The sequence below is a fragment of the Janthinobacterium sp. JF4 genome (genome assembly GCF_059617925.1).
This window is the reverse complement of record NZ_JCAQAV010000026.1, coordinates 1-23,668: the sequence shown is the minus strand read 5'-3', so window position 1 is coordinate 23,668 and position 23,668 is coordinate 1. Positions and strand designations below refer to the sequence as shown.

Sequence of the window (23,668 nt, the reverse complement as noted above, 5' to 3'; positions counted from 1 at the left end):
CCTGCCTCAAACGATCGCGTCGGCCGCGCCGCGCTGTTCTTTTTCCATGTATTCGCGCGATTGCATCTCGATGATACGCGAAACGGTGCGGTGAAACTCGTTGGCCAGCATGCCGTTCGTGTACAGCTCATCAGGCGCCACTTCGGCCGACATGATCAGCTTGACCTTCTGGTCATAAAACACGTCGATCAGCCAGGTAAAGCGGCGCGCCTCGGACGACTGCGCCGCCGACATGGCCGGTATCCCGGACAATATCACCGTATGGAAGCGGCTGGCGATTTCCAGGTAATCATTTTGCGAGCGGGGACCGCCGCACAAGGTGGCGAAATCGAACCAGATGATGCCGCCGGCGCGGCGCAGGCAATGGATTTCGCGGCTCTCGATGCGGATGCGCGCGTCTTCGTCGGCCGTCTCGGCGATGCGCGTGTAAGCGTCGCGCAAGGCCTTGTCGGTATCCGCGCCCAGCGGGGTATAGTAGCTTTCCACCTGCTCCAGCGCGCGGCCGCGGTAATCGACGCCCGCATCGACGTTCATCACGTCGAGCTTGTCCTTGAGCAGCGCGATGGTCGGCAGCATGCGGTCGCGGTGCAGGCCGTCCGGGTACAGCAGGTCCGGATCGTAATTCGAGGTCATGATGAAGGACACGCCATTGGCGAACAGGGCCGACAGCAGGTTGTACAGGATCATCGCGTCGGCGATGTCGGAGACGTGGAATTCATCGAAACAGATGAGGCGGTATTTCTTGGCGATGCGCTTGGCCACTTCGTCGAGCGGGTCAGCCACGCCTTTCAATTCATCGAGCTGCTGGTGCACGCCGCGCATGAATTCGTGGAAGTGCAATCGCGTCTTGCGCACGAGGGGCACGACCGAGTAAAAACTGTCCATCAGGAACGATTTGCCGCGCCCCACCCCGCCCCACATGTACACGCCTTTCGGCACGGCAGGACGGTTCAGCAGGCGCTTGAAGGTGCTCGAGCGCTGGCCCTTGTAGGCCACCCACTCGTCATAGCACAACTGCAGGCGGTCGACCGCGCGCCGCTGGGCGGCATCGGCCTTGAAATCACGCTTCTGCAGCGCGTGCTGGTAAAACTCTTCTACGTTCATGGGATTCGCTTTAACGCACAAGGGCGCCGGCGGAAAAAATCCGCGAGCGCCCCTGCAGGACTAACTACAATTAAAAGTTCAACGTGCGCTTGTCAACCGCCAGAGCCGCTTCCTTGGTCGCTTCCGACAGGGATGGGTGAGCGTGGCAGATGCGCGCGATGTCTTCGGCCGAGGCCTTGAATTCCATCGCCACGACGGCTTCGGAAATCAGTTCGGACGCCATCGGGCCGACGATGTGCACGCCGAGGATTTCATCGGTCGTCGCATCGGCCAGGAATTTCACCATGCCCGAGGTGTCGCCCAGCGCGCGTGCACGGCCGTTGGCCAGGAACGGGAAGGTGCCGGCCTTGTAGGCGATGCCTTCGGCCTTCAGGGTTTGCTCGGTCTTGCCGACCCACGCGATTTCCGGCGAGGTGTAGATCACCCACGGAATCGTGTTGAAGTTGGTGTGGCCGTGCTGGCCGGCGATACGCTCGGCCACGGCAACGCCTTCTTCTTCCGCCTTGTGCGCCAGCATCGGGCCGCGCACGACGTCGCCCACCGCCCAGACGTTCGGCAGGTTGGTCTTGCAGTCGCCGTCGACGGCGATGAAGCCGCGCTCGTCCAGCTGCAGGCCGACCTTGTCAGCACCCAGGCCATTCGTGTTCGGCGTGCGGCCGATCGAAATGATCAGTTTGTCGAACACGGCTTTTTGCGCTTCGCCCTTGGCGTCCACGAATTCCACGGTGACGTCTTTCTTGCCTGGCGTGATCGCGCCGATCTTGCAACCGAGGTTGATCTTCAAGCCTTGCTTGGTAAACAGCTTCGACGCTTCCTTGGCGATCTGCTCATCAACGGCGCCCAGGAAGACCGGCAAGCCTTCCAGCACGGTGACGTCGGAACCCAGGCGGCGCCAGACGCTGCCCATTTCCAGGCCGATCACGCCGGCGCCGATGACGCCCAGCTTGGCGGGTACGGCGTCGATGGCCAGTGCGCCCGTGTTCGACAGGATCAGTTTCTCGTCGAATGGTGCGCCCGGCAGTTCGCGCGCGTTCGAACCCGTGGCGATGACCACGTGCTTGGCCGTCAAGGTTTCGTTGGCTGCGCCCGTCACGCTGATGTCATACGTGCCAGCGGCGGCGGCAGCGAAAGCGGCGCGGCCGTGGAAGAAGGCGATCTTGTTCTTCTTGAACAGGTACAGGATGCCGTCGTTGTTTTGCTTGACGACGGTGTCTTTGCGCTTGAGCATCTGGCCCAGGTTCAGCTTCAGGCCGGCGACGTCGATGCCGTGCTCGGCGAAGCTGTGGCCCGCGTGTTCGAAATGCTCGGACGATTGCAGCAGCGCCTTCGACGGGATGCAGCCGACGTTGGTGCAGGTACCGCCAGGCGCGGCGCCGCCCTTGGCGTTCGACCACTCGTCGACGCAGGCGACGGAAAAGCCCAGCTGCGCTGCGCGGATGGCGGCGATGTAGCCGCCAGGGCCCGCACCGATGACAACTACGTCAAATTGTTTAGTACTCATGTTTTGTTATTCCAATCTCTTCGTCTGGTACGAAAATCCACAATAGAAGGTAAATCACCACGCCGAAGCCGAAGGTCAATGTAAACAGGACGAAGACGAGGCGCCAGATCCACGCTTCCATGCCGGAAGCGCGGCCCAGGCCGCCGCAGACGCCACCGAGCCAGCGGTCGCTGCGCGAACGGCGCAGGCGGCTGAATTCCTGCACCAGGTCATTCGCCGGGCCGGAGTCGGATGGACTGTCCGATTTGTCCAGGTTGATATTGCTCAGGAGCTTGGCTTTCGCTTGCGCGAACTCCGCCTCGCTCAGGGCGCCCGCCAGGTGCAACTCGTGCAGACGCTTGATTTCTTCAGAGACGTTCATGGGAATCCTCTTTCATTGAGATCAGCCAGCTGCGTCTTCTGGCAAGGGGTATCAGCTACATTGCCCCGGCGGCGACGCCGGGGGACTACGGTGCTTACAGGTCCAGCAGCAGGCGTGCAGGATCTTCCAGCGCTTCCTTCATCGCCACCAGGCCCAGCACGGCTTCGCGGCCGTCGATGATGCGGTGGTCGTAGGACATGGCCAGGTAGTTCATCGGACGCACCACGATCTGGCCGTTTTCGACAACGGCGCGGTCCTTGGTCGCATGCACGCCCAGGATGGCCGATTGTGGCGGGTTGATGATCGGGGTCGACAGCATGGAGCCGAAGGTGCCGCCGTTCGAGATCGAGAACGTACCGCCCGTCAGGTCGTCCAGGGTCAGCTTGCCTTCCTTGGCTTTGGCGCCGAATTCACCGATTTTTTTCTCGATGTCGGCGATCGACAGCTGGTCCGCGTTGCGGATGATAGGCACGACCAGGCCGCGCGGCGAACCGACAGCGATGCCGATGTCGAAGTAGCCGTGGTAGACGATGTCGTTGCCGTCAACGGAGGCATTGATGATCGGGTACTTTTTCAGGGCGGCGACGGCGGCCTTGACGAAGAAGGACATGAAGCCCAGCTTGACGCCGTGCTCTTTCTCGAACTTGTCCTTGTACTTGTTGCGCAGGTCGATGACCGGCTGCATGTTCACTTCATTGAACGTGGTCAGGATGGCGTTCGTCGATTGCGATTGCAGCAGGCGCTCGGCGATACGCGCGCGCAGGCGGCTCATCGGCACGCGCTCTTCAGGGCGATCGCCCAGGCTGGCGGCCGAAGGCGTGGCAACTTGTTGCAGCGCTGGCTTGGCAGCGGCTGGCGCCAGTGGCGCGACAGCTGGCTTGGCGGAAGCGGCCAGGGCGTCGCCCTTGGTCACGCGGCCGTCTTTGCCGGAACCGGCGACGTCGCCAGCGGACAGGCCTTTTTCGGACAGGATCTTGGCAGCGGCAGGCATGGCGACATCGCCTTTGGTCGCAGCGGCTGGCGCCGACGCGTTTGCGGTGTCTTGCGCGGCGGCAGCCAGGGCTGGCGCGGCAACGGCCGACACTTCCATCGGGCTGACCTTGGCCGAACCGTCGGTGTCGATGATGGCGATGACTTCGCCGGCAACGACGGTGGCGCCGTTATCCTTGATGATTTGCACGATCACGCCGGCGGCGGGCGCCGGCAGTTCCAGCACCACTTTATCGGTTTCGATATCGATCATGTTTTCGTCGCGCGCCACTGGTTCGCCGACTTTCTTGTGCCATGCCAGCAGGGTCGCTTCTGCAACCGATTCCGACAACTGGGGAACTTTGACTTCGATTTGTGCCATGTAAAACTCCGTTTATTTTGTTATTGCGGCGCCGCCCCTGCGTAGCAAGCGCGGCGCTCCGTCATGATGTATGCGAGCAGGCGCCATGCATACACATGGCGCCCCACATCCCGCCACTTACTTGGTCAGGATAAAACCCTTCAGCTTCGAGAATGCCGTTTCCAGCAGATCTTTTTGCTGGGCGTAGTGCTTGTCATAGTAACCGACAGCAGGCGACGCCGAAGCAGGACGGCCGGCGTAAGCCAGACGCTGACCCGACTCCAGGCCTTCGAAGATGTTGTGCTGGATCTGGAACCAGGCGCCCTGGTTTTGCGGCTCGTCCTGCGCCCAGACGACTTCGACCAGGTTCGGGAACTTCTTCAGTTCAGCAGCGAACGACTTGTGCGGGAACGGATACAGCTGTTCCAGGCGCACGATGGCCGTGTCGGTCTGGCCACGGGTCTTGCGTGCGTTGACCAGGTCGTAGTAGACCTTGCCCGAGCAGGCGACCACGCGCTTGACTTTCTTGGCGTCGATTTTGTCGTCGACTTCGCCGATGACGGTCTGGAAACCGCCCTTGGCCAGGTCGGTCAGCGGCGAACCGGCATCCTTGTTGCGCAACAGCGACTTCGGCGTCAGGATGACCAGCGGCTTGCGGAACTGGCGCACCATCTGGCGGCGCAGCAAATGGAAGATCTGCGAAGCCGTCGTCGGCTGCACCACTTGCATATTGTTGTCTGCGCACAGCTGCAGGAAACGCTCGGGGCGCGCGGACGAGTGCTCAGGGCCCTGGCCTTCGTAACCGTGCGGCAGCATCATGACCAGGCCCGAAGCGCGGCCCCACTTCACTTCGCCGGAGCTGATGAATTGGTCGATCACCACTTGCGCGCCGTTGGCGAAGTCGCCGAACTGGGCTTCCCAGATCGTCAGCGTGTTCGGTTCAGCGGTCGAGTAGCCGTATTCGAAGGCCAGTACGGCTTCTTCGGACAGCACCGAGTCGATGACGGTGAACGGCGCCTGGTTGTCCGAGACGTTTTGCAGCGGAATGTAGGTACCTGCATCCCAGCGCTCGCGGTTTTGGTCATGCAACACGGCGTGGCGGTGCACGAAGGTGCCGCGGCCGGCATCCTGGCCCGTCAGGCGGATGGCGTAGCCGGACGATACTAGCGATGCGTAGGCCAGGTGTTCGCCCATGCCCCAGTCCAGGTTCATTTCGCCACGGCCCATGGTGCCGCGGTCGCCCAGTACTTTTTCCACCAGCGAGTGGACCTTGAAGTCTTCCGGCACGCTGGTGATGCGGGTGGCCAGGCGTTTCAGTTCCGTCATCGGCACGGCCGTGTCGGCCGAATCGGTCCATTTCTTGTTCAGGAACGGCAGCCAGTCGACGGCGTACTTGTTCTTGAAGTTCGAGATGACCGGATCGACGGTGTGCTTGCCGGCGTCCATGGCGTCGCGGAAAGCGGCCACCATCTTGTCGCCGCCATCGGCAGGGATCACGCCTTGCGCTACCAGCTTGTCCGCGTACAGCTTGCGGGTGCCTGGATGCTGGCCGATCTTCTTGTACATCAGTGGCTGCGTCAGTGCCGGCGTATCCTGCTCGTTGTGGCCAAGCTTGCGATAGCAGATGATGTCGAGGACGATGTCCTTCTTGAATTCCATGCGGTAGTCGAGCGCGATCTGCGTCGCCAGCACCACGGCTTCAGGATCATCGGCATTGATGTGCAGGACCGGTGCTTCGATCATCTTGACGACGTCCGAGCAGTACAGGGTCGAGCGGGCATCGCGCGGATCCGAGGTGGTGAAACCGATCTGGTTGTTGATCACGATATGCACCGTGCCGCCGGTATGGTAACCACGGGTCTGCGCCAGATTCAGCGTTTCCATGACCACGCCCTGGCCGGCGAAAGCGGCATCGCCGTGCACCAGGATAGGCAGCACTTGCGCGCCCTGCGCGTCGCCGCGGCGGTCCATGCGGGCCTTGACGGAACCTTCGACCACAGGGTTGACGATTTCCAGGTGCGACGGGTTGAACGCCAGCGACAGGTGAACCGGGCCGCCCGCAGTGGAGATGTCCGACGAGAAGCCTTGATGGTACTTCACGTCGCCGGCAGGCAGGTCGTCGCCATGCTTGCCTTCGAATTCTTCGAACAGTTCCTGCGGCGCCTTGCCCAGGGTGTTGACCAGCACGTTCAGGCGGCCGCGGTGGGCCATGCCGATGACGATTTCCTGCACGCCTTTTTCGCCGGCGCGCTGGATGGTTTCATCCATCGAGGCGATGAAGGTTTCGCCGCCTTCCAGGGAGAAGCGCTTCTGGCCCACGTAACGGGTGTGCAGATAGCGTTCCAGGCCTTCAGCCGCGGTCAGGCGGTCGAGGATGTGGATTTTTTTCTCTGGGGTGAAATTCGGGGTGGAGCGGATCGATTCCAGTTTCTCTTGCAGCCAGCGCTTTTCAGCCGGGTCGGAGATGTACATGAATTCGGCGCCGATCGAACGCGTGTAGGTATCGCGCAGATAGTTGAGCAGATCGCGCAGGGTGGCGGTCTCGGGGCCAAAATAGGTATTGCTGATGTTGAACACGGTGTCCATGTCCGCGTCGCTGAAACCGTAGAAGCTCGGCTCGAGCTCAGGGATCATCGGACGTTCCTGGCGTTGCAGCGGATCCAGATTGGCCCAGTGCGAACCGAGGTAGCGGTAAGCGGCGATCAGCTGCGTGGCGGCGACGCGCTTGCGGCCCATTTCTGCATCGAAGGAAGCGGTCACGGTGCGGATCGGACCAGCTTTTGCGCGCTCGGCGAACGAGGCGACGACGGAGGCATGCGCCACGTCAGGCTTGTTGGTGCCATCGACGGCAGGCACATGCTGCATCGCGTCGAAGTAGGAACGCCAGTTATCGGGTACCGAGCCTGGATTGTTCAGATACGCTTCGTACAGGTCTTCCACGTACGGAGCATTCCCACCAAACAGGTAGGAGTTGGTCGTTAATTGCTGCATATATTGCTCACCTTTCTTCGCGCTTCGCGAGGAATTAGCGGGTTAATCTAACCTTCCGCGACACGGCCTGACCGGTTAGCGGATTGCACATCAAGTTGTGGGGAAGGGCTTTTTTATTGCACCAGCATTCTGCATACCGTCATTTAGAATAGCACGCGGTATTGTAACGCAACAACTGCAAGTTGAATTTTATTTGGCAAGCAAATGTAAGCTGTGTTGTTGATTTTCCCGGGCTTGCAAGCCTGTCACTGTTATGCTTACAACACATCGGCGGCCCTGCCGGCGTGCCGCTTGCGCGCAACTGGCCTGCCCGGCAACGCCGGCGCGGCGATGGCTGCCAGCCAGTCGGCATCGCCGGCAAACCACTCCACCAGGAAGTCGAGCATCGTGCGCAGCAGGGGCGACATGTGCTGGCGCGAGGTGTAGACGCCATAGATGCCCATGTCCTGCGGCACGTATTCAGGCAGCAGCTCCACCAGTTGCCCGCTGGCGATCAGCGGCGCGGCCGAAAAGCGCGGCTGCATGGCGATGCCCGCCCCCGCCACCGTGGCCACCAGCAGGACCAGCGATTCATTCGCCGACAGACGGCCGCTGACGGGGACAGTGAGCGCTTCCCCTTCGTGCGTGAATTGCCACAGGCTCTTGCCGAAATACGTATAGGTCAGACAATTGTGCAGGGCCAGGTCTTCCGCCCGGCGCGGCGTGCCGTGCGCCGCCAGATACGATGGTGCAGCGCACACCACGGATGCGCAGCTGGCCAGCTGGCGCGCGATCAGGTTGGGCTCGAGCGCGTTGGTGATGCGGATCGCCAGGTCGATGCGCTGCTCCACCAGGTTGACGGCGCGGTTCTCCATCTGCAAGTCGACGGCGGCGCGCGGGTAGCGCCGCAGGTAAGCGGTTACTGCGCCAGCGAGCGCCGTCTGCGCCAGCGATTGCGAACAGGTGATGCGCAGCAAGCCATGTGGCGTGTCGAGACCCTCGGGCGAAGCGAAGGCCATGGCGCCGGCCACTTCCAGCATCTGCCGGCAGCGCGCCAGGGTGGCCTCACCCGCATCCGTCAGGCTCAGCCGGCGCGTGGTGCGATGCAACAGGCGCGCCCCCGCCCACTGCTCCATCTCGGCCAGGTAGCGCGTCACCATGGCGCGCGACATGTCGAGCGCCTCGCTGGCGGCCACCATGCTGCCGCGCTCGGCGATGGCGACGAAGACTTGTGCGGCGGCGATGCGGTCCATCTGCGACTCTCCATTGATGCGTTCGATTATTGCAATCTACCCTATTTCTCGCGCCTGGTCGAAACGGTTATATGCGACGAAAGCATCCAACAATATGCTTGCACGCGCCGTCCTCTCCTCCCGCACCCTGGAAACCTTCCGTCTGGAGGTAGCGGGCCGCACGCCACCCGTATCAACACCCCGGTTCCTGCGGGGCGATACGGCGCAGTTAGCGCACACCATCGGCGCCAGCGGCAAGCGCCGACACAGCTCGGCTTACAGGGCAGCCAGGAAGCGCTCGTACTCTTGCGCGCTGCGCGCCAGCCGCTCGGCATAACCCGTTTCCTTCGGCCCGTCTTCCGCGCCATAGAAGGCAAAGAAGCGGCGGTTGTCGGCGCCGATATACGCCAGGGTGACATCGAACGGCGCCAGCAACTGCGCCAGGGTGACGTTCCACTTGCCTTGCGGCGTGAAGTCTTCCTCGCGGATGCCTGCCGTGACGGCCAGCGCCACTTTTCTCCCCCGGAAGGCGTCGCCGCCCGTGCCGTAAGCCCAGCCATATGCAAGCACCTCGTCCAGCCAGCGCTTCGCAAGGGCGGGCAGTTGAACCAGTACACGGGGAACTGCAACACCACATTGGCGTGCGCCTCCACCAGCGCCTGTTCGCGCGCCACATCGATGTTCCCGTCAGGATAAACCTGTTGCACATCATGAATGGTGTAACGGTCAGGATACTGCGCCAGTTCCTGCAGCCAGCGCTTGTTGGCCACCGAAGTGGCGATGGAGGGATGGAAGACGATCACAAGGGTTTTCTTCATGCTGCTTTCCTGAGTATGGGATGGATGCACCGGCCCGCATGCACAGAAAAACAGGCAAGCCGATACCCTGCCCCGTGACGCGCGGCCGCGCTCCCAGAGGCAGAAACAGCATAGCCATCGTGAGCACTTTTCACAAGTACGCACATTGACTGCTCATACCATATGAAAAGTAAGCTACTTGGCCACAGAAAGCCCCTTTACCATGCGCATCCGTATCAGCCTGGCTGGTGCCGTTCGCCCCACTCGCACAGGGTGTGCAGCACGGGGATCAGCGAGGCGCCCCTGCCGGAGAGCGAATATTCCACCTTGGGCGGCACTTGCGGATACTCCTTGCGCACGATCAGCCCATCAGCCTCCAGTTCCTTCAGCACGACGCTGAGGGTCTTGAAGGCGATGCCACCGAGATGGCGCTTGAGTTCGTTATGCCGCAGCACGGTGTTTTCCGCCAGCGCATACAGGATCAGCATCTTGTACTTGCCGCCGATCAGCGACAAGGTATAGCCAAATGCCGTATCGCCCAGGGCCACGCCGCCGGGGGCGCAGGTTTCTTCATTCATCGCGTTGTGCTTCCTGTTGAACCAGGCTCCGAGCATAACAGCATGGCGTAAAAAAACGGGCCGAAGCCCGTTTTTTGTTTGCTCGGTACCGCTCTGGATTAACGCTTGTCCAGTGGCAGTACTTCACGCGTGGTCGAACCGACGAACAGTTGGCGCGGACGGCCGATTTTTTGCTCTGGGTCGGCGATCATTTCGTTCCACTGGGCGATCCAGCCGATCGTACGGGCCATAGCGAAGATACCGGTGAACAGCGACACAGGGATGCCCAGCGCCGATTGCACGATGCCCGAGTAGAAGTCGACGTTCGGGTACAGTTTGCGCGACACGAAGTACTCGTCGTTCAGTGCAATCTTTTCCAGTTCCATCGCCAGCTTGAACAGCGGGTCGTCTTGCAGACCCAGTTCTTGCAGCACTTCGTAGCAGGTCTCACGCATCAGCTTGGCGCGTGGATCGAAGTTCTTGTACACGCGGTGGCCAAAGCCCATCAGCTTGACGCCGGAGTTCTTGTCCTTGACTTGCGCGATGAAGGCTGGGATGTTCTCGACGGTGCCGATTTCTTTCAGCATGTTGAGTGCCGCTTCGTTGGCGCCGCCGTGGGCAGGGCCCCACAGGCAGGCGATACCGGCAGCGATACAGGCGAACGGGTTGGCGCCCGACGAACCGGCCAGGCGGACGGTCGATGTCGATGCGTTCTGCTCGTGGTCGGCGTGCAGGATCAGGATGCGGTCCAGGGCGCGCACCAGCACGTCGTTGACCTTGTACTCTTCGCACGGGTTGGCGAACATCATGTGCATGAAGTTGGCGCTGTACGACAGATCGTTGCGTGGGTACACGAACGGCTGGCCGACCGAGTACTTGTAGGTCATGGCGACCAGGGTTGGCATCTTGGCGATCAGGCGGATGGCCGACACTTCGCGGTGATGCGGGTCGTTGATGTCCAGCGAGTCGTGGTAGAACGATGCCAGCGCGCCGACGGTGCCCACCAGGACCGACATCGGATGCGCGTCGCGGCGGAAGCCACGGAAGAAGAATTGCATCTGTTCGTGCACCATCGTGTGCTTGGTGACGGTGTCGACGAACTTGGCTTTTTGCGCCGCGTTCGGCAGTTCGCCATTCAGCAGCAGGTAGCACGATTCCATGAAGTCGGCGTTGACGGCCAACTGCTCGATCGGGTAACCACGGTACAGCAGCTCGCCCTTGTCGCCGTCGATGTAGGTGATCGACGAGTTGCAGGCGGCCGTCGACATAAAGCCTGGGTCGTAGGTGAACTTGCCGCTACCGGCGTACAGTTTGCGGATGTCGATGACGTCCGGGCCAACCGTGCCTTTGTAGATTGGAAATTCAAGCGATGGGCTGCCATCGGAGAACGACAGGGTAGCTTTTGTGTCAGAGATATTCATGGGCTCTTCCTTCTCGGGAGTGAGTCGAAATTAAAATCAAAAATTCTGGCTGCAATTCGCACCGCAATTCGGCAGTGCTACAGCGCGCCACTCGCACCGTTTGCAATATATCGCCCAGGCGTCTAGGCAATGCGCAGTCGTTGCAGCAGTGCGCGCACATGCGGCAGATCGACTTCGCCTTCCGGCTCTTTACGGGCCAGTACCAGATCCATTAACGCATTGTCCGATAAATCCAGCAAACGCGTCAGCGCGTCAACTTCTTCATCGGTCAATTCGGTTTCATACGCATCGAGAAAACGGGTCAGGATAATGTCGTTTTCCAGCAGGCCACGGCGTGAACGCCAGCGCAGGCGGGCGCGGTTGGCCGGGTCGGCCTGATGCGAGGACAAAATTGATTCTGTCATTTGGTTTACCACTTTACGTGTGCCTTGCGGCACGCTGCTGCTTTGCAGGCGCCGCCTGCAGGCAAGAGAGGGTACCCTCTTTCCGCAAACGGCGCCCGGCGGACGCGATCAGGAGGATCAGATCGCGCGGCGGACCATCAATTCCTTGATCTTGCCGATCGCCTTGTTCGGGTTCAACCCTTTCGGGCAGACGTCGACGCAGTTCATGATCGAATGGCAGCGGAACAGGCGGTACGGGTCTTCCAGGTTGTCCAGACGCGCACCGGTCGCTTCGTCGCGCGAATCGGCGATGAAGCGGTAGGCTTGCAGCAGGCCGGCCGGGCCGACGAACTTGTCCGGATTCCACCAGAACGACGGGCACGACGTGGAGCAGCAGGCGCACAGGATGCACTCGTACAGGCCATCGAGTTCTTCGCGCTGTTCCGGCGATTGCAGGCGCTCTTTTTCAGGCGGGATCGAATCGTTGATCAGGAAAGGCTTGATCGAATCGTACTGCTTGAAAAACTGCGTCATGTCGACGATCAGGTCGCGGATGACTGGCAAACCTGGCAACGGACGCAGCACGATAGGCTCGGAGAGTTCGTTCAGGTTGGTGGTGCATGCCAGGCCGTTCTTGCCGTTGATGTTCATCGCGTCCGAACCGCACACGCCTTCGCGGCACGAGCGGCGCAGGGCCAGCGAGTCATCGACGTCCGCCTTGATGCGCTGCAGCGCGTCGAGCAGCATCTTGTCGGTGTCTTTCAGTTCGACCGTCAGGTCTTGCATGTACGGCTTGGCATCCTGGTCAGGATCGTAGCGGTAGATTTTGAATTTAAGAGTGCGTGCCATGGTATAGCCTTAGAAAGTACGTGGTTTCGGTTTGAAGGTATCAACCGTCAGCGGCTTGGTCACGACTGGCTTGTATTCCAGTCGGTTGCCTTCCGAATACCACAGAGTGTGCTTCATCCAGTTGTCGTCGTCACGTTGCGGATGGTCGTCCTGGGCGTGGGCGCCGCGCGATTCCTTGCGGGCTGCTGCCGAAACGATGGTCGCTTTCGCCGTTTCGATCAGGTTGTCCAGCTCCAGCGCTTCCACGCGGGCCGTGTTGAAGACCATCGATTTGTCCTTGAAGGCGACGTGCTTGCGGCGCTCGTCGAGCTTCATGATTTCTTCGACGCCCTTGTTCAGCATCTCGTCGGTACGGAACACGCCGCAGTACTTCTGCATCGTTGCGCGGATGTCGTTCGCCACGCCCTGCACGGTTTCCGTGCCGGTCGAGTTTTCCAGGCGCGCCAGGCGGCCCATGGCAAAATCGGCGGCATCGGCTGGCAAAGGCTTGTTTTCCTTGGCTTTCAGGCCGCTGTTGACGATGTGGTTGCCGGCCGCGCGGCCGAAGACCACCAGGTCGAGCAGCGAGTTCGTGCCCAGGCGGTTGGCGCCGTGCACGGACACGCAGGCGCATTCGCCGATCGCGTACAGGCCGTTGACGACTTTCGCCGAATTATCCGGACCGGTCGGGGTGACGACCTGGCCGTGGATGTTCGTCGGAATGCCGCCCATCTGGTAGTGAATCGTCGGCACGACAGGAATCGGTTCCTTGGTGGCGTCGACGTTGGCGAACTTGTGGCCGATTTCCAGGATCGACGGCAGGCGCTTGGCGATGGTGTCGGCGCCGATATGGCGCAGGTCCAGCATCACGTGATCCTTGTTCGGACCGCAGCCGCGGCCTTCCTTGATTTCCTGGTCCATCGAACGCGAGACGAAGTCGCGCGGCGCCAGATCCTTCAGGGTCGGCGCATAGCGCTCCATGAAGCGTTCGCCTTCGCTATTGATCAGGATGCCGCCTTCGCCGCGCACGCCTTCGGTGATCAATACGCCCGCGCCGGCCACGCCGGTCGGGTGGAACTGCCAGAATTCCATGTCTTGCAGCGGCAGGCCGGCGCGTGCCGCCATGCCCATGCCATCACCGGTGTTGATGAAGGCGTTGGTCGACGCGGCGAAGATGCGGCCTGCGCCACCCGTTGCCATGACCGTCGTTTTTGCTTCCAGAATCATGCATTCGCCGGTTTCCATTTCCAGCGCGACAACACCGATCACGTCGCCTTCGGCGTCACGGATCAGGTCGAGTGCCATCCATTCGACGAAGAAATGCGTGCGCGCACGGACGTTGCGCTGGTACAGGGTATGCAGCAGGGCGTGACCGGTACGGTCGGCTGCCGCGCAAGCGCGCTGCACCGGCTTTTCGCCGAAGTGGGCCGTGTGGCCGCCGAAAGGACGCTGATAGATGGTGCCGTCAGGGTTGCGGTCGAATGGCATGCCGAAGTGTTCCAGCTCGTACACGACCTTCGGTGCTTCGCGGCACATGAACTCGATGGCATCCTGGTCACCCAGATAGTCGCCACCCTTGACGGTGTCGAACATGTGCCAGAACCAGTTGTCTTCGGCCATGTTGCCGAGCGACGCGCCGATACCGCCCTGCGCCGCCACGGTGTGCGAGCGGGTCGGGAAAACTTTCGACAGGACAGCGACGTTCAGGCCGGCTTCAGCCAGCTGCAACGACGCGCGCATGCCGGAACCGCCGGCGCCAACGATTACCGCATCAAAGCGGCGGGTAGGGATTGCGGATTTATATGCTGCCACGATTACACACTCCAGAGTATCTGTACCGTCCAGCCGGCACAAGCGATCAACCACAGCATGGTGGCAATTTGCAGGGTCAGACGGAGGCCAGCGCTTTTCACGTAGTCCATCCAGATGTCGCGTACGCCGACCCATGCGTGGTAGAACAGGGCGACGAAGGTCACCAGGCTGAACAATTTAAACCACTGCTGTGCGAACAGACCAGCCCAGCCTTCATAGCTGAAGTTGCTGCCGGTCAGGAAAGAAATAAGCAGGATGGCCACATAGGCCACCATGACGATGGCGGTAACGCGTTGCGCCAGCCAATCGCGCAAGCCGTAATGGGCACCGACGACGAGGCGTTTCGGTCCGATATTATTGTCTGCCATGTTTAAAATACTCCAAACAGTTTCAAAGCGACCAGGGCCGTCAACACCAGGCTCACGACCAGCACGGACGACGCGGTCTTGCGTGCCGAATCTTTTTCGATAGCAACGTGCACATCCATGAACAGGTGGCGGATACCGGCACAGAAGTGGTGCAGGAAAGCCCAGACCAGAGCCAGGGTGATCAGCTTGACGAACCAGTGCGAGGCGATGCCCTGGAAGTAGGCGTAGGACATTTCGGAACGCAGGCTCAGTTCCAGCATGTACAGTATGCATGGCAGCAAGGCGAAAATGATGAAACCGCTGATGCGATGCAGGATCGAGACGATGGCGCCGACAGCCATGCGGTAGTTCGACAATTCGGTAACATGAATGTTACGGAATTGCGGCCGTTCTTTTTTTGGTACTTCTCTTACGGCTTCAGACATAACAAAAACCTCCCCTTTGAATTTCAACTAAATATTGAAGCCGCGATTTTCGCCGATTTTCGCAACCCATACCAATATCTATTGTTACATATAACCAAAATGGTTTTTTACTACAAAATACCGCGCTACTTTCCGTAGTTCACGTAATTTAATTACAGAATCGCCGGCAAAACACGGCCCGCCGGGGCAGGCCATGCTGTCGCTGCGCTTTCCGCTGTCTCCGTTGCCCGCCTTGCGGCAGACATCCTGCAAGCGATGCACTTCAGCCTTGCTGCTTGTCCGGACGCCCGCGGGCGCCCCGCCGCTTCAGCTGAGTTCATTCTGATAATGATGGCGACTGGTCAGGTACAAGCCCCGGCGCAGTTCGACCGGTTTGTCGCCGTAGGTAAATGACACGCGCTCGGAACTGAGCAAGGGCGTGCCGAGGTCGATATTTAACAATTGCGCGGCGCCCGCGTCGGCGCACACGGCGCGGATCTGCTCGGACGCGCGTATCATGCGCGTGCCGAATTCCGTTTCGAACAGGCCATACATGGGGCCCTTGTATTCCACCAGGCGCTCGGCCGTCAGGCCCTTGAAGATCAGGCCGGGCAGCCACAGCTCTTCGACGATGGTCGGCACGCCGTCGAAATACTGCACGCGCTTGATGAAGATGACGGCGTCGCCGGACTTCAGATCCATCAGGCGCGCCACGTCGGCCGGCGCGCGCACGCGCTTGACTTCGATAAACTTGCTTTCAGGGTAATGCGGCACGCCTTCGTCCGGCACCAGGCGCAGGAAGCGGAAATGCGCGCGCGCCTCATGGTGGGTGGACACGAAGGTGCCCTTGCCCTGGCGGCGCATGACGAGATTTTCGGCCGCCAGCTCATCGATGGCCTTGCGCACCGTGCCCTGGCTGACCTTGAAGCGCCCTGCCAGCTCGACTTCGCTGGGAATCAGTTCGCCCGGCTTCCATTCGCCCGATTGCAGGCTCTGCGTGATGAGCGCCTTGATCTGCTGGTACAGGGGGCTGAAGGTAGGCGATGCAGCCGCGGCAGGCGCGGCCACGACAGTAGTGGTATTGACGCTGGCAACAGGGGTGGCGGCAGTGCCTGCCGCTGCGGCGGCGGGCGTGGCCGGGGTGCCCGCGGTCGGACTGACCGCCCCGCTTGCAGCAGTGGCATTGTTGGTCAGATTGGACGAGGCGGAATTCATAGTCCGACATTTCAACACAAATCACTGCCCGCGTCCAGTAAAAGACTCGTAGTTATCTGTCTTATATAAGACATAAGATATGATTGACAGATACAGATCCGGGGCCTAAACTGCCCTCGATAAAACTTGTGAGCCAGCGTTTTATGTTGTCGGCCAGCCACTCTGGCCTCGTGCAGCACGAGCGTGACGGCGGCGTACACCAGCAATTCGGTGGCGCGGGCCGGTTTTGGTATCATTATAGTTTTTCCGGATAAGCGTAAGCCCAGCTTCAAGCCCGTTTTCTTTCCCACTTTGGAGATTCATCATGGCTAAAACCCCAATGCGTGTTGCAGTGACCGGCGCCGCCGGCCAGATCGGCTACGCCCTGTTGTTCCGCATCGCCAATGGCGACATGCTCGGCAAAGACCAGCCTGTCATCTTGCAACTGCTTGAAATCCCGGACGAAAAAGCCCAGAAGGCGCTCAAGGGCGTGATGATGGAAATCGACGACTGCGCCTTCCCGCTGCTGACGGAAATGACCGCCCACTCCGATCCGCTGACCGCCTTCAAGGACGTCGACGTGGCCGTATTGGTTGGCGCGCGTCCACGCGGCCCAGGCATGGAACGCAAGGACCTGCTGGAAGCGAACGCCCAGATCTTCACGGTGCAAGGCAAGGCGCTCGACGCCGTCGCTTCGCGCAATGTCAAAGTGCTGGTGGTCGGCAACCCTGCCAACACCAACGCCTACATCGCCATGAAATCGGCGCCGTCGCTGCCGGCGAAAAACTTCACCGCCATGCTGCGCCTGGACCACAACCGCGCGCTGTCGCAAGTCGCTGCCAAGACCGGCACCGCCGTGAAAGACATCGAAAAGCTGACCGTGTGGGGCAACCACTCGCCAACGATGTACGCCGACTACCGCTTCGCCACCGTCAACGGCAAGGCTGTGAAAGACCTGATCAACGACCAGGAATGGAACGCCAACGTGTTCCTGCCAACCGTCGGCAAGCGCGGCGCAGCGATCATCGAAGCGCGCGGCCTGTCGTCGGCAGCGTCGGCAGCGAACGCCGCCATCGACCACATCCATGACTGGATGCTGGGCACCGCCGGCAAATGGACCACCATGGGCGTGCCTTCCGATGGCTCGTATGGCATCCCTGAAGGCACCGTGTTCGGCTTCCCGGTCACCACCGACAACGGTGAGTACACCATCGTTCAAGGTCTGGAAATCGATGCATTCTCGCAAGAGCGCATCAACCTGACCCTGAAAGAACTGACCGAAGAGCGCGAAGGCGTGAAACACCTGCTGGCCTAAGTCCAGTTCTGGCGGCGCGGCGCACACTGCGCCGCCCGCCAAGCAGGCCGCCCCGCGGGATTCGCGGCGCGGCCTGCGCGGCCCGACTGTTTATCACGTAGTTTTTACCTGCAGAAATGCCTTAAGCATGCACCCTTCCGAGGTTTTATTCCAAGGCAAACGCCAGCCGCTGTTGCTCGCCGCTTGCGACCACTACGCCGGCTCTGAAAAGCTGATGCGTAAATCGATTGCTTTGCAACAAGAGCTTGGGCCCCTGTTCGACATCACGTTCGACTGCGAAGACGGCGCCAGCGCCGGCAATGAAGAAGCGCACGCGCACATGATCGCCGGCCTGCTGGCCAGCGACGAGAACCAGTTCAACCGCATCGGCGTGCGCGTGCACGACGTCGACAGCCCGTTCTTCGCGCGCGACGTGGAAATCATCTGCGGCGCCGCGTCCCGCCTGGCCTACATCGCCGTGCCCAAGGTGGGCGGCGTGCAGGACGCCATGCTGGCCATCGACCTGATCAACCTGCACGCGCGCCGCGCCGGCCGCGACAACCTGCCCGTGCACATCCTGATCGAGACGCACGGCGCGCTGCGCGACGCCTACGCCATCGCCGCCCTGCCCCAGGTCGAATGCCTGTCCTTCGGCATCATGGATTTCGTCTCGGCCCACTACGGCGCCATCCCCGCCGCCGCCATGCGCACGCCTGGCCAGTTCACGCACCCGCTGGTGGTGCGCGCCAAGCTCGAAGTGGCGGCCGCCTGCCACGCGCACGGCAAGGTGCCGTCGCATAACGTGACGACGGACGTGCGCGATTCGGCCGTGGTGGCGAACGACGCCCAGCGCGCGACAGCCGAGTTCGGCTACACGCGCATGTGGAGCATCCACCCGGACCAGATCAAGCCCATCATCAAGGCCTTCACGCCACGCCTGTCGGAAGTCAACGAGGCCAGCAACATCCTCAATGAAGCGCTGCGCGCCAACTGGGGACCGATTGCGCAAAATGGCCGCTTGCACGACCGCGCCAGCTACCGATATTATTGGACCGTTTTGCAACGCGCCAAACTGGCAGGCCTCGGCCTGCCCGAGGCGGCCGCTGCATTACTTAACGCCCCCTCTTCCAGCACCACTGAAAACTGACAGGAATGACACGATGTCCCTCTCCAAATTAGCAATTGCCTGCAGCGTCGCGCTGGGCGCCATGACCCTCACGCTGGCGCCAGCCAGCTTCGCCGCCACGGATGCCAAGGAGCCGGCAAAAGCCAAGGCAGTCAAGGCAGTCAAGGCCAAGCCGAAAGCCAAGGCCAGCAAGGCGGCCGCCAAGGAAGCGCATCCGCTCGCCATGTCGGTGGTCGACAAGGAAGAAGCCGATGAGCCGGACACCGCTGGCTCGGCCTCCACCGATTTCAATTGTGAACTTGGTAATAAAATTACCATCTACACCAATGCGACTGACGACAAACACATCGCCCTGCGCTGGAAGAAGCGCCTGCACCGCCTGAGCCGCGTTGGCACCACCACCGGCGCCAACCGCTTCGAGAACCGGTTATATGGTCTCGTCTGGATCGGCATCCCGGCCAAAGGCATGCTGCTCGATTCCAAGCAGGGCCGCCAGCTGGCCAATGAATGCAAGGATGCGGAGCAAGCCAAGCCGGCGGCAGTGGTGGAAGCCGCGCCATCGCTGGGCGTGCTGCCGGCGACCGGCGGCTGATGTGCGCAGCAAGGGCCTCTTCGGGGGCTCAGTCATGTTTTGTAATTTGAATAATCAATAAATAGACGATACCCAACAAGGAGAGGTCATGTCCCGCAACACTCTGAACACGCTCAAGGACTTTAATATTTCGGATAGCAAGAAGGGCAAGCTGTACTCCCTGCCTGCGCTGGAAAAAAGCCTGGGCATCAATGTCTCCCGCCTGCCGGTGTCGATTCGCATCGTGCTCGAATCGGTATTGCGCAACTGCGACGGCAAAAAAGTCACCGAAGAACACGTCAAGCAATTGGCGAGCTGGGGCCCGACCGCCGAGCGCACCGACGAGATCCCGTTCGTAGTGGCGCGCGTCGTGCTGCAAGACTTCACCGGCGTGCCATTGCTGGCCGACCTGGCCGCCATGCGCAACGTGGCCGCCAAGATGGGCATCAACGCCAAGAAGATCGAACCGCTGGTGCCGGTCGACCTGGTGGTCGACCACTCGGTGACCATCGATCACTACCGCGAAAAGAAAGCGCTGGACCTGAACATGAAACTGGAATTCTCGCGCAACAACGAGCGCTACCAGTTCATGAAATGGGGCATGCAGGCATTCGACACCTTCGGCGTCGTGCCACCAGGCTTCGGCATCGTCCACCAGGTCAACCTGGAATACCTGGCGCGCGGCGTGCACCACGCAGGCAAGAAAGCCGGCGACGTGTACTACCCTGACACCCTGGTCGGCACCGACTCGCACACCACCATGATCAACGGCATCGGCGTGGTCGGCTGGGGCGTGGGCGGCATCGAGGCGGAAGCGGGCATGCTGGGCCAGCCGGTCTACTTCCTGACGCCGGACGTCATCGGCGTGAACCTGTCGGGCGCACTGCGCGAAGGCTGCACCGCCACCGATCTGGTACTGACCATCACCGAACTGCTGCGCAAAGAAAAAGTCGTCGGCAAGTTCGTCGAATTCTTCGGCGAAGGCACCGAGTCCTTGACCCTGACCGACCGCGCGACGATCGCCAACATGGCACCGGAATACGGCGCGACCATGGGCTTCTTCCCGGTCGACGACGCGACCATCGATTACTTCAAGGGCACCGGCCGCAGCAAGGCTGAAATCGCCGCGTTCGAAGGCTACTTCAAGGCGCAAAACCTGTACGGCATTCCAAAAGCCGGCGACATCGACTACACCCGCGTGGTGGAACTGAACCTGGCGACGGTCGCTCCTTCGCTGGCCGGCCCGAAACGCCCGCAAGACCGTATCGAAATCGGCAACGTCAAGGCGAACTTCGCCGAACTGTTCGCCAAGCCAACCACGGAAAACGGCTTCAACAAGAATCCAGCCGACCTGGCTGCCGTGTATGAAACGACGAACGGCGTGAAAGTGTCGAACGGCGACGTGCTGATCGCCGCGATCACCTCGTGCACCAACACCTCGAACCCGAGCGTGATGCTGGCTGCCGGCCTGCTGGCCAAGAAAGCCGTGGAAGCCGGCCTGAAAGTCGCGCCGCACATCAAGACCTCGCTGGCCCCCGGCTCGCGCGTCGTGACCGAGTACCTGACGGCTGCCGGCCTGCTGCCGTACCTGGAAAAACTGGGCTTCGGCGTGACCGCCTACGGCTGCACCACCTGTATCGGCAATGCCGGCGACCTGACGCCTGAGCTGAACGCCGCCATTGCCACGCACGACATCGTCGCGTCGGCCGTACTGTCGGGCAACCGCAACTTCGAAGCGCGTATTCACCCGAACATCCGCTCGAACTTCCTCGCTTCGCCACCGCTGGTCGTCGCCTACGCCATCGCCGGCAACATGACGCGCGACCTGATGACGGAACCTGTCGGCAAGGGCAAGGGCGGCAAGGATATCTACCTGGGCGACATCTGGCCGACCTCGGCTGAAGTGTCGGCCATGATGAAGTTCGCCATGAACGCCAAGGTGTTCAAGGACAACTACGCCGACGTCAAGGGCGCGCCAGGCAAGCTGTGGGAAAAAGTCACGACCGTCTCCGGTCAAGTCTACAACTGGCCGAAATCGACCTACATCGCTGAACCACCGTTCTTCGACAATTTCTCGATGACGCCAGCGGCAGTGGCCACCGGCATCGAAGGCGCGCGCGCACTGGGCGTGTTCGGCGATTCCATCACCACCGACCACATCTCGCCAGCCGGCTCGATCCAGGAAAACGGTCCTGCAGGCAAATGGCTGAAGGAAAACGGCGTCCTGAAAGCGGACTTCAACTCCTACGGCTCGCGTCGCGGCAACCATGAAATCATGATGCGCGGCACGTTTGCCAACGTGCGTATCAAGAACCGCATGATCCCTGCCAAGGCAGACGGTTCGGCGGTCGAAGGCGGCATCACGATCCACCAGCCTTCCGGCGAAGAAATGTCGATCTACGACGCAGCGATGAAATATGTTGCTGAAGGCACGCCAACCATGGTCTTCGGCGGCGAAGAGTACGGTACGGGCTCGTCGCGCGACTGGGCAGCCAAAGGTACGCAACTGCTGGGCGTGAAAGCCGTGATCACCCGTTCGTTCGAGCGTATCCACCGCTCGAACCTGGTGGGCATGGGCGTGTTGCCGCTGCAATTCATCGGCGACGACAGCGTGCAAACCCTGGGCATCACCGGCAATGAAACCTTCGACCTGAAAGGCCTCGAAGGCGAAATCAAGCCACAGCAACTGGCCACCCTGGTGATCCACCGCGCCGACGGCACCAGCGTCGACGTGAAAGTGCTGCTGCGCATCGATACGCCGATCGAAGTCGATTACTACAAGCATGGCGGCATCCTGCCATTCGTGCTGCGTCAACTGCTGGCCGAGTAATCAGCCCAGCTGTGATGCAAGATGAAAGCGCCGGTTCCGACCGGCGCTTTTTTTCGTCCCTGCACCCCGTTCCGACTTGAAATTTCGACTATTGGCATGATCTTAGGAGAGCTTACGTATTGCGTGCGGCTGAATCCTCTACAATACGGTTATAAGGGTTTATCATTGTTTGACTGATCCATTTTTTTCACTTTCCGAGACTCTTATCCCGCTATGCGTCGTCCTTCCAAAGATTCATCCCATAAACTGACTGCCGACAGCCAGCGCCTGGTCACCTTTGCCCAGGCGATCGTACAGGCAGCCAGCCGTCTCGAAGAGCGGTCCTGGGAACACAGCCTGGATACGCAGCTCCAGAAATTACTCAAAACCGGCCACCAGGACACCATCGACAACACCCTGGGCAGCCTGTTCAAGGAAGACTTGAACGCCTACGACGTGCTGATGGACTGCGTTGAAGCCGTCAGCGAATCGACCATCGTCACGCATGAAGACGTGCGCTACGACGCCCTGCTGGTCGCCGTGCCCATCCTCGCGTGGACGCGCTTTTCCATCGCCTCCGGCGCCATGGCCGGTGACGCTCACAGCGTGCTGTCGGCGCATTTCGCCGCCCACCTGCTGGCCGATGGCACGAAGATGGCCATGGCGCCGACCCTGTACTCGATCGACCAGCTGCCGCGCAGCCATGTCGAGACGTATGCCAAGACGCAGAAGCTGGCACTGGCCGCCCTGAAAGGCACGGCCGTCAAACCTTCGAGCAAGGAGGCGGAAACGGCGCCCTTCCTGGCCGACACGCGCTACCTGCTGGTGGCCGTGGTTGCCCCTGCTGGCGCACCGCTGTTCCGCTGGCAGACGCCAGCTAGCCAGCTCGACTTCATCGCCGAGCGCAGTGCCGCCCTGGAACAATGGCGCGAGCAGGCGACGCCGACCATCGCCCGCCTGCTGCCCGGCTGCGGCCTGGAATTGCTGCTGCCGGAAGCGTATTACGTGGCCTGCCGCGAAGCGGACAAGCTGATACGCCCCGTCTCCGTGCGCGCCGCCGTGCACTACCTGACGCACACCCTGGCCATCGAGCCATCGGAACTGCGCGCCGTTATCGCCGGTTTCGGCGAAGAAGCGGCCGATGGCCAGGTGGACGAATACCGCATCGCCTTCACCCTGCGCCAGGCGCCGGACGTCATCTACGGCATCGTCTGGCCCCTGTACGGCCAGGAAGACGAGGATGGCACGCCGATCGAAGGCCTGATCCAGGTCGGCATCGCCGCGCTGGACAAGCAAAAGACGCCCGTCGATGAAATCATCGAGCACCTGAACGCCGCCGGCGTGACGCAGATCAAGCGCCACGCGGAACGCTTTGTCGGTGAATACTGCGACGATTGCGGCGCGCCCCTGTTTGCCGACCCGGTCGGCGAGCTGGCGCATGCGGAAATGCCGGAAGATACCCCACAAGGTACAGAGCATTTCCACTGATGCTGTAACGGTGTTGTCGGATTACGCCGTACCGGCCAATCCGACCTACGATGCCGGTACGGGCTGTAGATACTGTTATCCCCGTCAAGCGGCGTGCAAGGTCGGATCAAATATTTTT

Annotated in this window: 19 protein-coding genes and 1 pseudogene; 5 read left to right on the top strand and 15 right to left on the bottom strand. The window is 61.1% G+C overall.

Annotated features, from left to right (window positions below; genetic code table 11):
- Positions 1–6 precede the first annotated feature (6 nt).
- The 15 genes and pseudogenes from zapE to AC54AF_RS18240 form a co-directional block, all read right to left on the bottom strand.
- Positions 7–1,104, bottom strand: coding sequence for a cell division protein ZapE (zapE, locus tag AC54AF_RS18310; RefSeq protein WP_035820745.1), 1,098 nt, complete (start codon positions 1,102–1,104; stop codon positions 7–9).
- Between the two features lie 70 nt (positions 1,105–1,174).
- Positions 1,175–2,605, bottom strand: coding sequence for a dihydrolipoyl dehydrogenase (lpdA, locus tag AC54AF_RS18305; protein ID WP_496637676.1), 1,431 nt, complete (start codon positions 2,603–2,605; stop codon positions 1,175–1,177).
- On the bottom strand, positions 2,595–2,966 hold the full coding sequence (locus AC54AF_RS18300) for a PspC domain-containing protein (RefSeq protein ID WP_496637675.1): 372 nt from the start codon (positions 2,964–2,966) through the stop codon (positions 2,595–2,597). Before AC54AF_RS18300 ends, lpdA begins: the two co-directional genes overlap by 11 nt.
- 94 nt (positions 2,967–3,060) lie before the next feature.
- Positions 3,061–4,317, bottom strand: a complete 1,257-nt coding sequence (gene odhB / locus AC54AF_RS18295; protein WP_496637674.1) for a 2-oxoglutarate dehydrogenase complex dihydrolipoyllysine-residue succinyltransferase — start codon at positions 4,315–4,317, stop codon at positions 3,061–3,063.
- Positions 4,318–4,434: 117 nt separating this feature from the next.
- A complete protein-coding gene (locus AC54AF_RS18290; RefSeq protein ID WP_131688199.1) occupies positions 4,435–7,287 on the bottom strand; it encodes a 2-oxoglutarate dehydrogenase E1 component in 2,853 nt (950 codons plus the stop codon).
- 257 nt (positions 7,288–7,544) lie between these two features.
- Positions 7,545–8,519 carry a LysR family transcriptional regulator gene (locus AC54AF_RS18285; RefSeq protein ID WP_496637673.1) on the bottom strand — a complete coding sequence of 325 codons (975 nt, stop codon included), beginning with the start codon at positions 8,517–8,519 and terminating at the stop codon, positions 7,545–7,547.
- A gap of 255 nt (positions 8,520–8,774) precedes the next feature.
- A pseudogene (locus AC54AF_RS18280) lies at positions 8,775–9,316 on the bottom strand (NAD(P)H-dependent oxidoreductase).
- Between the two features lie 215 nt (positions 9,317–9,531).
- Positions 9,532–9,873, bottom strand: coding sequence for a winged helix-turn-helix transcriptional regulator (locus tag AC54AF_RS18275; RefSeq protein WP_496637672.1), 342 nt, complete (start codon positions 9,871–9,873; stop codon positions 9,532–9,534).
- 98 nt (positions 9,874–9,971) lie between these two features.
- Positions 9,972–11,273: a citrate synthase gene (gene gltA, locus AC54AF_RS18270; RefSeq protein ID WP_131688203.1), complete on the bottom strand. Its 1,302-nt coding sequence runs from the start codon at positions 11,271–11,273 to the stop codon at positions 9,972–9,974.
- 122 nt (positions 11,274–11,395) lie between these two features.
- Positions 11,396–11,677, bottom strand: coding sequence for an FAD assembly factor SdhE (locus AC54AF_RS18265; RefSeq protein ID WP_034752073.1), 282 nt, complete (start codon positions 11,675–11,677; stop codon positions 11,396–11,398).
- A gap of 117 nt (positions 11,678–11,794) precedes the next feature.
- Entirely contained in the window at positions 11,795–12,505 is a 711-nt protein-coding gene (locus tag AC54AF_RS18260) for a succinate dehydrogenase iron-sulfur subunit (RefSeq protein WP_034752075.1), read from the bottom strand.
- Positions 12,506–12,514: 9 nt separating this feature from the next.
- Positions 12,515–14,296, bottom strand: coding sequence for a succinate dehydrogenase flavoprotein subunit (gene sdhA, locus AC54AF_RS18255; RefSeq protein ID WP_131688204.1), 1,782 nt, complete (start codon positions 14,294–14,296; stop codon positions 12,515–12,517).
- 2 nt (positions 14,297–14,298) lie between these two features.
- Positions 14,299–14,664 (bottom strand): succinate dehydrogenase, hydrophobic membrane anchor protein, encoded by a 366-nt coding sequence (gene sdhD, locus AC54AF_RS18250; RefSeq protein ID WP_034752078.1) that lies wholly within the window; start codon positions 14,662–14,664, stop codon positions 14,299–14,301.
- A 2-nt stretch (positions 14,665–14,666) separates the two neighbouring features.
- Positions 14,667–15,089, bottom strand: a complete 423-nt coding sequence (sdhC, locus tag AC54AF_RS18245; protein WP_076566920.1) for a succinate dehydrogenase, cytochrome b556 subunit — start codon at positions 15,087–15,089, stop codon at positions 14,667–14,669.
- A 306-nt stretch (positions 15,090–15,395) separates the two neighbouring features.
- Entirely contained in the window at positions 15,396–16,283 is an 888-nt protein-coding gene (locus tag AC54AF_RS18240; protein ID WP_496637671.1) for a GntR family transcriptional regulator, read from the bottom strand.
- Between the two features lie 304 nt (positions 16,284–16,587).
- Between AC54AF_RS18240 and AC54AF_RS18235 the strand changes: the two genes are divergently transcribed.
- The 5 genes from AC54AF_RS18235 (at position 16,588) to AC54AF_RS18215 (ending at position 23,550) form a co-directional block, all read left to right on the top strand.
- The gene (locus AC54AF_RS18235) at positions 16,588–17,577 is read left to right on the top strand and encodes a malate dehydrogenase (RefSeq protein WP_034752084.1); all 990 of its coding nucleotides are present in this window, start codon (positions 16,588–16,590) and stop codon (positions 17,575–17,577) included.
- A 127-nt stretch (positions 17,578–17,704) separates the two neighbouring features.
- Entirely contained in the window at positions 17,705–18,703 is a 999-nt protein-coding gene (locus tag AC54AF_RS18230; protein WP_496637670.1) for an HpcH/HpaI aldolase/citrate lyase family protein, read from the top strand.
- 13 nt (positions 18,704–18,716) lie between these two features.
- Positions 18,717–19,274, top strand: a complete 558-nt coding sequence (locus AC54AF_RS18225) for a hypothetical protein (RefSeq protein ID WP_496637669.1) — start codon at positions 18,717–18,719, stop codon at positions 19,272–19,274.
- A gap of 88 nt (positions 19,275–19,362) precedes the next feature.
- Complete coding sequence (gene acnA, locus AC54AF_RS18220) at positions 19,363–22,083, top strand: aconitate hydratase AcnA (RefSeq protein ID WP_496637668.1); 2,721 nt, start codon at positions 19,363–19,365, stop codon at positions 22,081–22,083.
- Positions 22,084–22,296: 213 nt separating this feature from the next.
- A complete protein-coding gene (locus tag AC54AF_RS18215) occupies positions 22,297–23,550 on the top strand; it encodes a DUF2863 family protein (protein ID WP_496637667.1) in 1,254 nt (417 codons plus the stop codon).
- The last annotated feature ends 118 nt before the right edge of the window (positions 23,551–23,668 follow it).

Coding starts and splice junctions, on each gene's coding strand:
- zapE (WP_035820745.1), bottom strand. CDS start 1,104: ATGAACGTAGAAGAGTTTTACCAGCACGCGCTGCAGAAGCGTGATTTC.
- lpdA (WP_496637676.1), bottom strand. CDS start 2,605: ATGAGTACTAAACAATTTGACGTAGTTGTCATCGGTGCGGGCCCTGGC.
- AC54AF_RS18300 (WP_496637675.1), bottom strand. CDS start 2,966: ATGAACGTCTCTGAAGAAATCAAGCGTCTGCACGAGTTGCACCTGGCG.
- odhB (WP_496637674.1), bottom strand. CDS start 4,317: ATGGCACAAATCGAAGTCAAAGTTCCCCAGTTGTCGGAATCGGTTGCA.
- AC54AF_RS18290 (WP_131688199.1), bottom strand. CDS start 7,287: ATGCAGCAATTAACGACCAACTCCTACCTGTTTGGTGGGAATGCTCCG.
- AC54AF_RS18285 (WP_496637673.1), bottom strand. CDS start 8,519: ATGGACCGCATCGCCGCCGCACAAGTCTTCGTCGCCATCGCCGAGCGC.
- AC54AF_RS18275 (WP_496637672.1), bottom strand. CDS start 9,873: ATGAATGAAGAAACCTGCGCCCCCGGCGGCGTGGCCCTGGGCGATACG.
- gltA (WP_131688203.1), bottom strand. CDS start 11,273: ATGAATATCTCTGACACAAAAGCTACCCTGTCGTTCTCCGATGGCAGC.
- AC54AF_RS18265 (WP_034752073.1), bottom strand. CDS start 11,677: ATGACAGAATCAATTTTGTCCTCGCATCAGGCCGACCCGGCCAACCGC.
- AC54AF_RS18260 (WP_034752075.1), bottom strand. CDS start 12,505: ATGGCACGCACTCTTAAATTCAAAATCTACCGCTACGATCCTGACCAG.
- sdhD (WP_034752078.1), bottom strand. CDS start 14,664: ATGGCAGACAATAATATCGGACCGAAACGCCTCGTCGTCGGTGCCCAT.
- sdhC (WP_076566920.1), bottom strand. CDS start 15,089: ATGTCTGAAGCCGTAAGAGAAGTACCAAAAAAAGAACGGCCGCAATTC.
- AC54AF_RS18240 (WP_496637671.1), bottom strand. CDS start 16,283: ATGAATTCCGCCTCGTCCAATCTGACCAACAATGCCACTGCTGCAAGC.
- AC54AF_RS18235 (WP_034752084.1), top strand. CDS start 16,588: ATGGCTAAAACCCCAATGCGTGTTGCAGTGACCGGCGCCGCCGGCCAG.
- AC54AF_RS18230 (WP_496637670.1), top strand. CDS start 17,705: ATGCACCCTTCCGAGGTTTTATTCCAAGGCAAACGCCAGCCGCTGTTG.
- AC54AF_RS18225 (WP_496637669.1), top strand. CDS start 18,717: ATGTCCCTCTCCAAATTAGCAATTGCCTGCAGCGTCGCGCTGGGCGCC.
- acnA (WP_496637668.1), top strand. CDS start 19,363: ATGTCCCGCAACACTCTGAACACGCTCAAGGACTTTAATATTTCGGAT.
- AC54AF_RS18215 (WP_496637667.1), top strand. CDS start 22,297: ATGCGTCGTCCTTCCAAAGATTCATCCCATAAACTGACTGCCGACAGC.